This is a genomic window from Agaribacillus sp. DX54 (assembly GCF_056858335.1).
The window spans coordinates 22,389-36,102 of the sequence record NZ_JBXEQE010000039.1; the positions used below are offsets into that span (position 1 = coordinate 22,389).

The following is a 13,714-nucleotide window of genomic DNA, read 5'->3' on the forward strand; positions in this document are numbered from 1 at the left end:
ATTTTAATAATTACTTGATTACTTCACTCATTTTAAGCTTCCTGATCATCGTCAGCGGAAAAGCACTGGCCACCAACATAATGAGGAAAATGATCAGTCCCATCAGGGCAAACAGGTGCGGCTTAATGGCAAACTGAATGACGGGTTCTACTCCCATTGCTTCGAATGATTTTGCCCCTTCACCCGTCAGCGGGATAGGGTTGTTGTGCATGAAACTGACAATGGGAAAAGCGATTAACCAGGCCAGGATTACGCCAATCACACCGAGCATAAGGCTTTCCAGTAAGATGACGGTTTGAATTTGTGATTTTTGAAGGCCTATCGCTTGCAACATGCCAAACTCCCTTTTCCGTTCCAAAGCCATCATTACAATGGTACCAATGATGCCAAAACCCACAATCAGGTAAAGGGCTGAAAGCAGAAGTGTGGCGATCGTGGTATCAGTATTGATGGACTGTTGGATCTCAGGATGCATTTCATCCCAACGCATGATGGCATAAGCGGGACCTAGCTGATCTTGCAGCATTAACTGTGTTGCGTTGACCTGCGTGCGATCAGAGACATTGAGCATGAAAGCATTGACCAAACCTTCCGCACCATTGAAAGCTTGAGCAGTAGCTAATGGAAGGTAAGCCGTCATCCGGTTCATCTGAGGATTAGGAAGTTTTACAATACCCTTGATGGGATACTTGCCCGCTGCGATGGACGCATGATACCCCTGACTGACCAATACCAATGTGTCGTTGACTTTGAGCTTAAGGTAGTTGCTTAATCCTTCTGCGATAATTACTGCGTTTTCATTTTCTGATAGATAACTACCCTTTATTACACGCGCATTTAATTCATTGTATTGGTTTTCTGATTCCGGGTCAATTCCAATGACAAGCGCTCCTTTAGAACTTGACTCAGAAGCAGCTAACGAGAAGTTTTGCAAACGTGGTATGACAGAAGAGATCCCGGGAACGGATGAAATTTGATTCCTGAAATTAACATGGTCTTCGATGAGTTCATTGATTGACTTGTCTTCCCAATAATCCTGGCTTTGAACTTGTAAATACCCGGAGTTCTTAGTGCCAGCCTCAATCATTTTATCATAAGACCCCCATTGTAATGAGCGGAAGTTAATAGAGATGACAACTGCAAAAATGACAGAAAGCATTGTAATGACAGATCGTCTTTTTTTACGCCAGATATTCCTCCAGGCCAGTTTGATTAGTTGGTCCATTCTGTTGGGTTTTAGTTGAGTTGTCGCATGTTTTCTTTCGAGAAGAAATAGTCATCGATCTTTTGCTTAAAATCACCACCCAGTATAGTTACTACTGTGCGATAACCTTCCTTATTATTAGGAGTCATGGTCAGTGTAGTTGCCATGGTTTTACTACCGATTTCCTTGATATCAGTTTTGGTCAAAGTCGAAATGAGATCGCCCAACTCATCGTAGTTTTCCGTTTTCCGTTCCAGTAAGTCTTCCTTTCCAATCCATACAATTTTTTTCCCCCAAATCACTGCCGCGTCTGGTTTTGGAGTAGCTTCTATCTTATAGCAGATTATACCATCTACATTTTCTTTATCTATCAACTTGTGGGTATAATCATGCAGGATTGAGGCTTCTTTCAGCAGATCTTCATTGGTATAATCCGAACCCATCCAGGATTGAGCCATCTGCGATGGAGAAATTTTGACAATCCGCTCGATTGACGGAATAAAATTCCATCCCTCAGAACCAAGCCTCATATAGCTTACTCCTTCGTCTTTGGCGGGTGCTGTGATCACCATCATACCATAGTTAAATCCTTTTGCCCATGTCCGGGTGGTCAGCGCTCTTGACCATTTCGGGCGGATCACTTTAATGGTCATGTCTAATGTGTAAGCCTCGCTGCGCTCATTGTAATAAGCTTTTTCTACAATCTCTTTGGCTGATAAATCCTGACTCTTTGAATCTGTCCCACTTAGTAGGAATGGAAATATAAAGGCTACAAATAGTTGCTTCATTGTCGTATATTGTGTTAGTTATTGAATAATCTGTTCGATAACACAATATTAGCCGTTGGCATCATAGCATACAATCTACAAAATGCGTAAAGTGTTCAGTAAGGAACAAAAACAAAGAAAAGTTCAGAAAATGGAAAAAGGGAATAAGGTCGTTGATAGAAGGGTACAAAGGACAAAAAAGCTCCTTTGGGATTCTCTGGTCTCTTTAATTCTCAGGAAAGGTTATGATCACATAACCATTCAAGAAATTATTGATGAAGCAAACATTGGTAGATCTACCTTCTACTCACATTATGAAAACAAAGAGCAACTTCTTTTTAGCGGGCAGCCTCACTTAACAGAAATGTTGTTTCAGCAAGGGGAGGAAGGTGCGGGAGTGAATTTTACAACTGTTTTCAGGCATGCCTGGGACAATAAAGACGTAGCGAAAGCTTTGTTTGGAAAACAAAGTGGACATATACTTTTAAATCATATTCATGATGTTGTAAGCTTAAAGTTGAAGGATGTTTTTGAATCCATCGACACCCAAAAAAAGGGTAATTCATCTAAAAAGGAACAGTTTTTAATTGAAGCCACTGCAGCCGCATTGGTGTCGTTACTTTCAAACTGGATTGAGAACGACATGAAAATACCCATCAAAGAAATGGATACCATGAGCAAGGAAATTCTAAGTGCCATGAGTAGAGTAAATACTGTTTAGTTGGACCGGGCCACAACCGGGTTTATTTTCCTAGGCGCAGTAGGTTGTGATCCGATCCCCATCCTGATTTTTTCAAGGAGTATAGCAAGATAGAGATTCAATATGGTATTGTTAGAATGCTTAGTCTCTTCTTCCCTCAAGGAGATTGCATATAATTGATCAGGCTGTTCCGTAATTGTCCTGCCACCGGAGAGCTTTGATTGTTGATATTAAATCCGCATACCAGCAGCTTTCCATTCCCCACTTTCAACTCAAAAATTGACCCTTCTTTATTGTTCCGGTAAAAATCGTCAACGGTCCGGGCTATGGGTTTGGGTAATCAATATGTCATTGGGTTTGGCGCAATGATCTCCTTATTCAATACCAGGATTGCCGTTCAAATTTCATATTCACCGGATCGATAACATTTTTCTACCACTTCCATCGTATGAATAGCGTCTTCTACCGAATTGATAAATTCGCAGGTAGGGTCTTCCATTTTGCACATCAGCCCCGACATAGGGCCGATAAAGGCATCCGGAAACCAGGTGCCTTCCAAATTTACTTGCTGCCAGTCGTCACTGACGTTCAAAGAGATATATTCAAATTTGTCTGGCAAACCTTTTGGGTAATCCAGGTAAACCCCTACCCTGACTTTGATCGCCCCTTCGGTGCCTTCAAATTTAAAATATGATTCCTGGTGCTTTGGCCCGAAATTGTGACCATGATTGGTGTTAATGTTCGCCCTGATCAGGTCACCATAATCCATAATAATGGACGACCGCGCAGAGGAAAGCTCTTTCACGTTTGGGTGCTTTGTTGTTTTGGCCAAAACGTTTTCCGGAGTCCCGAAAAAATACCTGATCATATCAATATAATGAATGCTATGGTATTGTATTTCCACCCTGGGCAGCTTGTAAAGAAAATCCCAGAGATGCCAGGGCGTGTAGACGTTCATCCGAACATCTATGTCATGTAATTCCCCGATTACTCCGCTATCTATTATTTTTTTTGCCGCTTTGATATAAGGAGCATGGCGGAGCTGGAAGTTAATTCCTGCCACCAATTGTTTTTTCCTGCACAAGTCCAGAATGATCTCTGCTTGTCCCAAATCATTTCCCATTGGCTTTTGGATAAGTACACCCGAACCGTCAGGTATTTGATCGATGACAGGTATGATAGCGGATGCCGGCAAGGCGACATCATATACGCAATCGTTTGTCTTTGCCAGCTTTATCAATGCATCCAGGCTTTGACAAACAGTGCCTATCCCATAGTCACCCGCCAGTCGTTCGGCTTTTTCGACCTCCAGGTCATACAGGGCTTTGACCTCAAAACCGGCTTTTTTGTAAGCCGGCAAATGGGCATCTTTCACAATGCCCCCTGCTCCGATAATGACTATTGATTTTTTGGTTTTTGGTAATATGGGAAATGTATCGATCTTCATCACCTATTTTCGATTTTAATGTATACAATATCACCTGGCTCTGTAGTGATATTGATAATATTCTGATCATCGATCCGGTAATTGTGCGAACATTCCAATTCGTTGGTTTCGAAAGGATTTTTCAATTTCAAAATACCTCCTTGCAATGATTTGATCTCAACATGGGTAACTACTCGGTTTTCTTTTTTAGCGGTTACTAAAAATGCCCCTTCAGTACGTAATTGATCAAAACTGATATCAGACCAGCCGGAAGGAACGGCAGGAAATATCCGGATAATACCAGTATGGCTTTGTATGAGCATCTCTTGCAACGCGGCTGCGAAAGCAAAATTTCCCTCCAGGGTAAAAGGGCGGTATGTGTAATTCGAATACCCCTTGCCGGATTGATCGCCATTGACGTGAAAGCTGTTGGGAAGACAGAAACTGGTAGCAAATATCTGCAAAGCTTCTGCAGCGCCTTCTCCGTCAAATGCCCGGGCCTTTAGGTTACCTAACCAACTAAAAGAGTACCCAGTCCAGCTACCTGAACCGGTTTCATCGAGTGTAGCTATGGTGTTTCTTATAATTTCCTGGTGCATTTCTCCCTTGGAAAAATCTATTAAGCCCAAAGGGTGATATCCCAGTTGATGGGAGAAGTGGCGGTGAGATCCCGTATATGGCACACCCGGCGCTACCATCAATCCGCTTTTTTCATCAATGGCAAGGTCAGGCCATTCGGAAAGTATGGTTTCCCAGCGACTAGCTTCATCGGAGAGGTCCATTTCCCAGGCAAGTTCAGCGGCTTTTTCAAATGTCCACCGCGCCAGGGCCAGATCAAAATTGGTGGTTTGGGCAAACCAGGCATCCCGGCTGTTGTCATGAAATTCGGGGCTTGAGCTTATGGGCAATTGCCTCTGGCCTTTATCGTTAAATCTTGAAATGCCCTCCAGATACAATGCTACATCCTTTACCCAGGGATAGGCCCTTTGCTCCAGAAACTTCCTGTCCATCGAATATCTCCAATGTAAATAGAAATGCTGACCCAGCCACGACGACACGGTTGGGCCGAAAGCATATTGTATCCACCCGCCCATCGGTTCCCCTGTGAGGGTGCTTACTCCCGGTACATTTAAGCCTTCAGTCTCAAAATATTCCCTGGTATATTCTTTAAATGTATCTCTGTATTTCCACAACCAATTGATAAAGCCAATTTCTTGCTCCAGGTGATTTCCGCTATAGGCCGGCCAATAACTTAATTGTGTGTTAAGATCATGATGGAAATCGCCTTTCCACGGTGGGAGCTTGCCATTATCCGCTGTCCAAACTGCCTGTAGTGAAATGGGAGGAGCCCCCGCGCGTGCTGCAGCCCCGAACTTGTACATTTCAAGGTGCCATTGCTTTTGTAAAATTTTATCAGGCACCTCAATAGACGATTGTGCCCAAAAGTTATGCCACCAATCCCTGTGAGATTCAAGGGTTTTGTCTATTCCGGTAAGCAGGGTATTGTCAACCACCTCTTTTGCGGAGGATTTTTTCTCCCAACCGGGAAACTCGGAGCTAATACTCCAGCAGCCTTCCATGGCATCACTGTTGCTGTCGGTGACATTCACCTGATACCTGAAACCGCCCCAGCCTTCCTGACTGTACGTAATTGAACCCGGCTCTTTAACAATCGATCCTTCCGGATATTCCAACCTTCTCAAGTCCTGGCCGGTTACAGGATTTTCTGCTTCACTTTGTCCTTTAAGGTTATAAGCCGGCGGAATGAGCTCGTATGGTAGGGGGTTTTCCAACCCTTCAAAGCGATACCAGCCCACCGGCTCAGTGGCATGAACAAATGCCAAAAGCTTCGTCCCGTTTTTCCACCTCACTTCACATATTGCCTCTTTCAAATGTAAACGGACGGACGCTATATCGCCCAATGACGAAATGTCAAATTCCAGGGCGGCGGCCGGAATCTTGGAAGGTGCAGGGCTTCTGTCGTATGGCACGTCAAATTTTTCCTGGACCGGACCGTAGTCATTTTTTTTCCATTGCTCATATACCCAACTATACTTCCATTCCGGTGTTTTAAGGTTTTCCATAGGACGCAGGTCCCACAGGTCGGCCCGGTCAAGAGAGAACCTTAGTTTACCTTCTTTCTCCCAGATAAGTGCCCCAACCATGCCATTTCCAAGCGGAATTCCTTCATCCCAGACGGTAGGCAACTGATCGAAATGAAGGTCGTATGGTGACTTACCGGGACTTACCGGAGGTTTTTCATTTTTACAGGCAGCCAATACAAATAATATCAGAATCAGGCCTGGATTTTTCATTAAAAAGTTCATATTCAATATCGTTAGTAGTTCTTTAAATCCGTACTCATTCCTGGCTGCTGAGGGACTTTATAATAACCGTCAACGACCTGTACGGGGTATTTAAAATATTCTGTCAGGTGCGGGATATGCTCCAGAAAAATCGCTTTATGTCCGATAGCAATATGGTTGAAAAGTACCAGATGCTGGTGAATCTGTCCCATATCACCGACATGTGGTACAACCGGTATTCCAAATTTTTTGGACATTAAACTAATGGCTATAAACTCTGCAACCCCGCCTACCCTGACTGCGTCTACCTGGTTAAAATGTATGGCCCCGGATTGCAGGTAGTTTTTAAAAATTATCCTGTTGGGTACATGTTCGCCCAGTGCCAGTTTTAATGGCGCAATTTTCTTGGCCAGGGTAACATGAGCTCCAACATCATCCGGATGAGTAGGTTCCTCTATCCAGTAAGGATCTATACTTTTTAATTCACGGCATACCTCTATCGCTTTAAGAAGGTGCCATTGTTGGTTGGCATCCAGCATGATGGTGGCCTTGTTGCCGGCTGTATCCCGTACCAATTGCGCCCTGCGAATATCTCTTTGCGTATCTTCGGAACCTACTTTCAGCTTCATGGCGGTAAAACCCCTGTCCATGGCCTTTTTTATATTATCTGCTACTTGGTCATCGCTGTAATTAAACCAACCTATGGAAGTATCATAACCGCGATAACCTGTTCCCAATATGCTGTTCCTTTCATTTTTAGTCGAAGCGGCTTCTTGCAATATCGAGACAGCCTCCTCTCTTGTCATCACATCTTCAAGATAAGATAAGTCCAGGGTATCGACAATGGCCTTGGGCGGCAGATCGACCAATAGCTTCCAAAGAGGTACCCCATTAGCCTTTGCCCAAAGGTCAAAACAGGCATTGGTCACACTTGCCAGCGCCAGGTGCACTATGCCTTTATGGGGGCCCAGCCATCTAAAATTAGGATCGTCGGCTATGGTCTTTGAAACCTGTCCGAAATTACTCATTAACTCGTTTATCTCCCTGCCTTCAATGTGTTTGACCAGGTAGTCGATCGCCTGACAAACGAGGTTGTTACCCGTTCCCAAAGTGAAAGCCAACCCGGTTCCCTCTACGTTCATGTCAGTTGCCAACTTACAAACCGCATAAGCATAAATGGGTGTAGTATGGACAGCATCGGATCCGGCACCATCTTTTAGCTTGTATTGAATGTCTGATGAAAAAGCTTTTTTTATGAGGATAGGTTTGCCCATTCGATATATAAAATTCTGGTTTTCGCTCTTACTAATATTAGTATCTCAATCGTTCGATCACATCGATATCAGCCGCGGGTTTGTTAAGTTCAAGAACTATGACAGAAGCTATTTCATCCGGTAGTGAATCCGGCAGGTTGATATCGAATGATGCTTTGTCCTGATTTACTTTAACCTGGGCGTTTCCATCCAGGAAATATGCTTTGTTGATTTTTATTGACTTTGGAAATGGTAATGTCAGGTCTTTACCGGGATGACTAAGCAGATGCAGATATATTTTATTATTCTTTTTTGTGCTGACCATATAGCTGGTTGGCTGATAAGGCCCTCCCCGGGTGCCATAGACCGCCTCTCCATTGATGGCCAACCAATCTCCCATCTCTTTCAATCGCTCGACCTGGCGTTGTTCTATGCGTCCGTCGGCCATAGGTCCGACATTGAACAGAAGATTCCCGTCCCCGCCCACGGTTTGAAGTAGTGTGTGAATACATTCCTTTTTTGACTTGACTTTATCATTTGCTTTCCAGGCCCACTGCTGTGCAATGGTCATGCAGGTTTCCCAGGCATTCTTGTTGTCAAAACTCCCTACACGTTGTTCAGGGGTAGCAAAATCCCCCGCAAAAATATGGCTCTTGGTAGTACCCTCCATTCCCTGCCTGCCTTTGTCTACGCGGTTATTGATCAATAAATCATCTTTCAGACCCCGTAAGTAACTATATAGATCCATGCCCATTTCATGGGTCCACGCCCACTCCCATTCGCCGTCGAACCAGATCAGGGAAGGATCATAATTTTCTATCAATTCCTTGAGCTGATTTTTCATAAACAATGTATACCTGTCCATTTGCATCTTAACCTCGGGATCGGTAATGTTCTTTTCAGTATGGAACTGATATTTTTGATCCGGATATTCCACCGGATAATCTTCATGGCGCCAATCGCAAATCGAATAATAGATGCCGAAATCAATACCTTGTTTTTTACATTCGTCAGCCAGGGCGCCCACAATTCCTTTTCCATATGGCGTGTTGGCCATATCATAATCCGAATATTGGCTGTCCCATAGCGAGAATCCATCGTGATGCCTTGTGGTGAGTACAATGTATTTCATCCCGGCATCCCGGGCCGTTTTTACCCAATCCGAAGCATTGAACAGCACCGGATTAAATTCCTTATAAAGGTTGTCGTATTCTTCTTTGGGTATCTGTACGCCCCTGGACCATGATATTTCTTCACCGCGAAGTGTTACAGGCCCCCAGTGGATAAACAGGCCAAAGCGATTATCCTGAAAAGCTTTCAGAGCCTTTTGATGGGTAAATAAATTAGGGTTTGCTTCACCACCTCCCGATTGTTGCGCTTTGGAGGCTACAGCCAGTAACAAGACAACTGTCACTGAAATGTAAATTTTAATTTGTTTCATTGTCCATTCAATGTTTTAATCAGGTATTAATTTTTAATAAGAGCAGACTTAAATAGTCCGAATTCTGCCAAGGCCGGATTTGCCCGGGATTGCAGGATGGTTACACGTACTTTGTTTGTTTTTACTTCCGGAAACCGGAGCAATCGCTTATAACCAATGGTGGTGCCCTCAGCAATCGCTTTCCAGGTTCCGTTAATTTTTGCCTCGATTTTAAACTTTTCAACGCGTTGGCCGACAGTAATCTTCTCTTGCAACAATAAGCGATCAAAACGCTTTTGGCCGTCCAGTGTAATTTCAATGTCCGGTGTTTTCTCATTTGCGTGCCAGTAAGTGTCGTAATCCCCGTCAATCAAAACCCCGGCTTTCAAGCCAGACTGGCTTTTTACGGACCTGATACCGGCATTTGCAGCCAGATTTACTTTAAAAGTTTTATCGATAGCCTTCTTCCATTTTTTTAGCGTATTCGCATCATTTTCATGGATTAACCCTCTTTTATCAGGAGGGATATTCAGGAGCAACACCGAGTTTTTACCTACCGAGCTGTAGTAGATGTCCAGCAGCTTTTCGACACTCTTTACTTTTTCATCCTCATCTTCATCATAAAACCACCCCGGCCTGATTGAAACATCAACCTCAGAAGGGTACCATACCAGCTTGTCGGCGTTGAAGAGCTTTTCCCGGCTGCCAAGATCGCTGGCCATGGCATCTATTTCAGGCCTGAACGTACCGGCTTTCTGCTGCGAGCGTGCAGCTATTTTGTCCTCATTCTGTGTATTGGCAGGCACTACACTCCATTCGGTATCCCTGCCGTAGCCGGATTCGGTACCTACCCAGCGAACGTCGGGCCCCACAATGGCAATCACCGCGTTGGGCTGTAAGCGCCTGATGGTTTTGTAATACCTTTGCCAGTCGTAAACCTGTTTTTTGCCATTAGGCCCTTCGCCATTTGCCCCGTCAAACCACACTTCCGCTACTTCGCCATAATCGGTCAACAACTCGGTCAGTTGGTTTACAAAGTAATCATTGTATGCATCTGTACCATAGACGGCACTATTCCTGTCCCACGGCGACAGGTATATGCCCAGCTTCATATCATATGACCTGCATGCATCTGCCAGTTCCCGTACAACATCCCCCTTCCCATTTTTCCAGGGGCTGTTTTTCACGGAGTGACCGGTGTATTTGCTGGGCCAAAGGCAAAATCCATCATGGTGCTTGGCAGTAAGAATGATCAGTTTCATTCCGGCATCTTTACAGGTTTTCACCCATTGCGCAGCATCCAGCTCTTGGGGGTTAAAAAGCCGGGGATCTTCTTTTCCATCGCCCCACTGCCGCTTTGTGAAAGTATTGATGCCAAAATGAAGAAAAGCTGTCAATTCCATCTCCTGCCAGGCCATTTGGTTAGCACTGGGTATGACATTTGCTGCTTTTCTAATAATCTCATCGTGCGAATCATCGGGCAGTATCTCAACAATGTTTCCGGGCCCGGGACTTGTTGTTTGCGCTGTGGACAATGCCCTGATAAACATTAAAAAAAATGCCATTTTGATGGTGTTACTCTTAATCATTGGTGTTCTCCCTTCAGTTTTTGTATTGATCTGATCAATTTTGTCTTCTCCGGTAATATTCGATTCTTCATTTTCTTCTGTGCAGTAATAGAAATTAATGCCGGAAGAGATCTATAATAGAATGTTTTTTTCATAACGACATTAATCATGATGAAACACTTCTTCCATCATGGCCCACCATTCCCCCTCTGCGCGACTTTCAAGCGGCTCCTGACAGGGATCGGTCTGTTTCCACCATTCAAGGGTAAGGGAATCTTCAGCCATTTTTGCCATATCACTTTCAAAATCATCACCGACATATTCGAAATAGCTAAACAGATAATTATCTTTCAGATAAATAGAATAGTTGCGGATATTGCTTTTTGTGATCTGCTCCAGTACACCCGGCCACGGATTTCTATGAAGCTGCTTGTATTGATCCAGCATTTCAGGCTTTATCTTGATAACATACCCGTATCTCCTGATCTGGTCTCCGGCCCCTGCCTTTTCCTCGGAAGATTTCCGGCCTCTGTGATCATTCGGCTGGCTACAGTGAGTAACTGTGAAAGCCAAGGTAAGTATCTGCATTATTTTGGTCAGTGAATTCATGGTGGCGGTTTTTATCCAAACAGTGTGTAAAGCAATACCATAATCAGGATTAAAATACCTGAAATCATCAAGGGCAGATTATTTTCATTCCCTTCTTTTTCAGTCAAAAAGGCCAACGGAGCGTTTAATGTGCACCCCTGGATCTTCTTATAATCAGGGGCAGGTGTCAACAAACTGGCTACTACATAGATTACTGAGCAGCATACAAATAACCACCAGGCCTGCATCATAAAAGAAATTCCCAGGACTCCTGATATAATTTTGGTATCTCCGATAATTGGAAAATCAACCAGAAAGGTGAGTAATCCCAAGAAAAAGCCTCCGATAAAAGTGGCTAATGCTCCCTGGTGGTTGCCCCTTTTCCAGAAGATGCCCCAGACAAATACGGCGGAAATGGGCGGGGATATTACCGTTAGCAAGATATTGATTGCCTCAAAGATACTATTGAATCTGGCTATCAAAGGTGACCAGGAGATAGCAATAATCATCACAACCACAGCCGTTACCCTGCCAATCCGCACTTGCTGACGGTCAGTGATTTCCGGTCTGTTTCTTTTTACAATATCTATTGAAAACAATGTAGCCGCACTGTTCAAGGCTGCGGCAATCGTACTCATGAGCGCCGCCAGTAAAGCGGCCGCCATAAGCCCTTTCAGTCCTGTGGGAAGCAGTTGCGTAATAAGAACAGGGAAAGTGTCGTTGGCATCTGTGATGATATCCTTAAACAGTACATAACCCAAAACACCCGGGAGCACCAGTATAAATACTGGCAAAATCTTTATAAAACCCGCAAACAAAGGGCCGGTTTTAGCATCCCTCAGAGATTGTGCGCCAAGCACCCGCTGCACGATCGTCTGGTCCGCGCACCAGTACCAGATACCCAGCACCGGATATCCCAGCACGATTGCCTGCCAGGTGAGCCCCGATGAGTTGGAGGCTGTTGGTATGATGCTCAATTGTCCGGGCTTGGCTGCTTTTTTTAAGGCGGCCCAACTATCGATGCCATGTGCTGGCAATGCCATAAATCCGTAGGCAGTTAATATTACCGCGCCCACCACCAGTATCACCGTTTGTATTGTTTCGGTGATCACCACCGACCGGAGACCTCCTATAACGGTGTACAGGGTGGTGATAAAAGATATGGTCAGAATAGAGAAGTAAATGTTTACGCTAAAAAAGTGCTCGAACACCACAGCTCCTGCATACAGGCTCACCCCAATATGCATAAAAAGGACTCCCAGCAGTGCCAGAAAGGCAAGGCACATTCTTGCAGTGGCGTTGTAGCGCATTTCCAGGAATTCAGGCAGCGTGGCTATTTTGTTTTTGTAGTAAAAAGGAGCAAAAACCAAGCCCAGTATGATCAACATAAAAACAGCCATCCATTCGAAATTCCCCCAAACCAGGCCGTCGTTAAACCCTGATGCAGCCAGGCCAACGAGATGTACGGTAGAAATGTTGGAAGCGAACAACGCAGCGCCTATCACGGGCCACCTTAAAGAGTGACTGGCTAAGAAATAACCATCGGCGCTCATGGACCGGCGACGCGCTACCCATAATCCGGCGCCCACAATCACGACGATGTAGGCTATAATAACAATAATATCTACTATTGAAACTCCCCTCATTGCCTGGCAGCCGGATGATTATTGTAAAAATTTTCAATAACAGACCGGTATCGGGCCTTACCTTTCTCAGTAAAATGAGGGATAAGCAATTCCCAAATATGCTTTACCATTTCACCCTTACTGCTGAAGTCAAAGTTGGTCAAAACAGCTTCCTGCGATTTCCAAAAAGTGATCAATATCCTTATTGTATGCTGAAGCCTTGCATAATAACCCGGTGCCGGTTCTGGTTCCATATAATTTAATTCTACAAACTTTTGGAATATCTCTCTCATCTGAATCTTTCTGATTTGAAACGTATCTTTCAATAGCAGATTCACTTTGACATATTTTCTGGATATCTCCAGTACATCCAAACTAAAAAACATATGCTTGCCCTGAAATTCTTCCAACCGGACCAGGATATGATGCAAATATTCAACGGGATTGGAAATGTCGTTTGTCCGGTCTTGATAAAAACCCGATACCTCCTGCCTCATTTGTTGATAAATAGCAAGCAGCAAAGCCTCTTTGTTGGGAAAGTGGTATTCGAGGTTGCCGTGACTAATATTGATGTCTGCTGCAATATGACGGCTTGTAACATTTGAGAGCCCTTTTTCATTATATAGCCGGATTGCAGCTTCTATAATTTTGTTTTTTGTTTTCATATTCATTATATTAGTTAGGGCGATTGCCCTAGATTGTAATTATAAAGGATTTTGATGAACAATCAAAAATATGGAAACAGATATTTTCACTGAGCAACTAACTGCCTTCCCGGCTCAATGTAAGAACTCGATGAGCAGGTTGATCAAAACTATGAGTACTAACAATTGTCATCTTGTAATGTTGCGGGTGAA

At 44.1% G+C, this 13,714-nt stretch carries 11 protein-coding genes; 1 reads left to right on the forward strand and 10 read right to left on the reverse strand.

Going from position 1 to position 13,714, the window contains the following annotated elements; all coding sequences use genetic code 11:
• Positions 1-10: 10 nt before the first annotated feature.
• Both AC04NP_RS26780 and AC04NP_RS26785 read right to left on the reverse strand, forming a co-directional pair.
• Positions 11-1,225 carry an ABC transporter permease gene (locus tag AC04NP_RS26780; RefSeq protein ID WP_482863152.1) on the reverse strand — a complete coding sequence of 405 codons (1,215 nt, stop codon included), beginning with the start codon at positions 1,223-1,225 and terminating at the stop codon, positions 11-13.
• Between the two features lie 11 nt (positions 1,226-1,236).
• Complete coding sequence (locus tag AC04NP_RS26785) at positions 1,237-1,992, reverse strand: outer membrane lipoprotein-sorting protein (protein WP_482863153.1); 756 nt, start codon at positions 1,990-1,992, stop codon at positions 1,237-1,239.
• Positions 1,993-2,074: 82 nt separating this feature from the next.
• On the opposite strand from AC04NP_RS26785, the gene AC04NP_RS26790 reads away from it, so the two are divergent.
• Positions 2,075-2,692, forward strand: coding sequence for a TetR/AcrR family transcriptional regulator (locus AC04NP_RS26790; protein ID WP_482863154.1), 618 nt, complete (start codon positions 2,075-2,077; stop codon positions 2,690-2,692).
• A 376-nt stretch (positions 2,693-3,068) separates the two neighbouring features.
• Here the strand turns inward: AC04NP_RS26790 and AC04NP_RS26795 are convergent, their stop codons facing one another.
• From AC04NP_RS26795 to AC04NP_RS26830, 8 genes are all read right to left on the reverse strand, one after another.
• Positions 3,069-4,118, reverse strand: a complete 1,050-nt coding sequence (locus AC04NP_RS26795; RefSeq protein WP_482863177.1) for a Gfo/Idh/MocA family protein — start codon at positions 4,116-4,118, stop codon at positions 3,069-3,071.
• The gene (locus AC04NP_RS26800) at positions 4,118-6,412 is read right to left on the reverse strand and encodes a glycosyl hydrolase family 95 catalytic domain-containing protein (protein ID WP_482863155.1); all 2,295 of its coding nucleotides are present in this window, start codon (positions 6,410-6,412) and stop codon (positions 4,118-4,120) included. The genes AC04NP_RS26795 and AC04NP_RS26800 overlap by 1 nt, the downstream gene beginning before the upstream one ends.
• A 23-nt stretch (positions 6,413-6,435) precedes the next feature.
• Positions 6,436-7,677: an enolase C-terminal domain-like protein gene (locus AC04NP_RS26805; RefSeq protein ID WP_482863156.1), complete on the reverse strand. Its 1,242-nt coding sequence runs from the start codon at positions 7,675-7,677 to the stop codon at positions 6,436-6,438.
• A gap of 37 nt (positions 7,678-7,714) precedes the next feature.
• Positions 7,715-9,097 (reverse strand): alpha-L-fucosidase, encoded by a 1,383-nt coding sequence (locus tag AC04NP_RS26810; protein ID WP_482863157.1) that lies wholly within the window; start codon positions 9,095-9,097, stop codon positions 7,715-7,717.
• Between the two features lie 26 nt (positions 9,098-9,123).
• On the reverse strand, positions 9,124-10,641 hold the full coding sequence (locus tag AC04NP_RS26815; RefSeq protein ID WP_482863158.1) for an alpha-L-fucosidase: 1,518 nt from the start codon (positions 10,639-10,641) through the stop codon (positions 9,124-9,126).
• A gap of 165 nt (positions 10,642-10,806) precedes the next feature.
• Positions 10,807-11,253 (reverse strand): L-rhamnose mutarotase, encoded by a 447-nt coding sequence (locus tag AC04NP_RS26820; protein ID WP_482863159.1) that lies wholly within the window; start codon positions 11,251-11,253, stop codon positions 10,807-10,809.
• 11 nt (positions 11,254-11,264) lie between these two features.
• Positions 11,265-12,878, reverse strand: coding sequence for a sodium:solute symporter (locus AC04NP_RS26825; protein ID WP_482863160.1), 1,614 nt, complete (start codon positions 12,876-12,878; stop codon positions 11,265-11,267).
• A complete protein-coding gene (locus AC04NP_RS26830) occupies positions 12,875-13,522 on the reverse strand; it encodes a TetR/AcrR family transcriptional regulator (protein WP_482863161.1) in 648 nt (215 codons plus the stop codon). The genes AC04NP_RS26825 and AC04NP_RS26830 overlap by 4 nt, the downstream gene beginning before the upstream one ends.
• Positions 13,523-13,714 lie beyond the last annotated feature (192 nt).

Excerpts from the sequence above, each read along its gene's own strand:
- AC04NP_RS26780 (WP_482863152.1), bottom strand. The coding sequence starts at position 1,225 with ATGGACCAACTAATCAAACTGGCCTGGAGGAATATCTGGCGTAAAAAA.
- AC04NP_RS26785 (WP_482863153.1), bottom strand. The coding sequence starts at position 1,992 with ATGAAGCAACTATTTGTAGCCTTTATATTTCCATTCCTACTAAGTGGG.
- AC04NP_RS26790 (WP_482863154.1), top strand. The coding sequence starts at position 2,075 with ATGCGTAAAGTGTTCAGTAAGGAACAAAAACAAAGAAAAGTTCAGAAA.
- AC04NP_RS26795 (WP_482863177.1), bottom strand. The coding sequence starts at position 4,118 with ATGAAGATCGATACATTTCCCATATTACCAAAAACCAAAAAATCAATA.
- AC04NP_RS26800 (WP_482863155.1), bottom strand. The coding sequence starts at position 6,412 with ATGAAAAATCCAGGCCTGATTCTGATATTATTTGTATTGGCTGCCTGT.
- AC04NP_RS26805 (WP_482863156.1), bottom strand. The coding sequence starts at position 7,677 with ATGGGCAAACCTATCCTCATAAAAAAAGCTTTTTCATCAGACATTCAA.
- AC04NP_RS26810 (WP_482863157.1), bottom strand. The coding sequence starts at position 9,097 with ATGAAACAAATTAAAATTTACATTTCAGTGACAGTTGTCTTGTTACTG.
- AC04NP_RS26815 (WP_482863158.1), bottom strand. The coding sequence starts at position 10,641 with ATGGCATTTTTTTTAATGTTTATCAGGGCATTGTCCACAGCGCAAACA.
- AC04NP_RS26820 (WP_482863159.1), bottom strand. The coding sequence starts at position 11,253 with ATGAATTCACTGACCAAAATAATGCAGATACTTACCTTGGCTTTCACA.
- AC04NP_RS26825 (WP_482863160.1), bottom strand. The coding sequence starts at position 12,878 with ATGAGGGGAGTTTCAATAGTAGATATTATTGTTATTATAGCCTACATC.
- AC04NP_RS26830 (WP_482863161.1), bottom strand. The coding sequence starts at position 13,522 with ATGAAAACAAAAAACAAAATTATAGAAGCTGCAATCCGGCTATATAAT.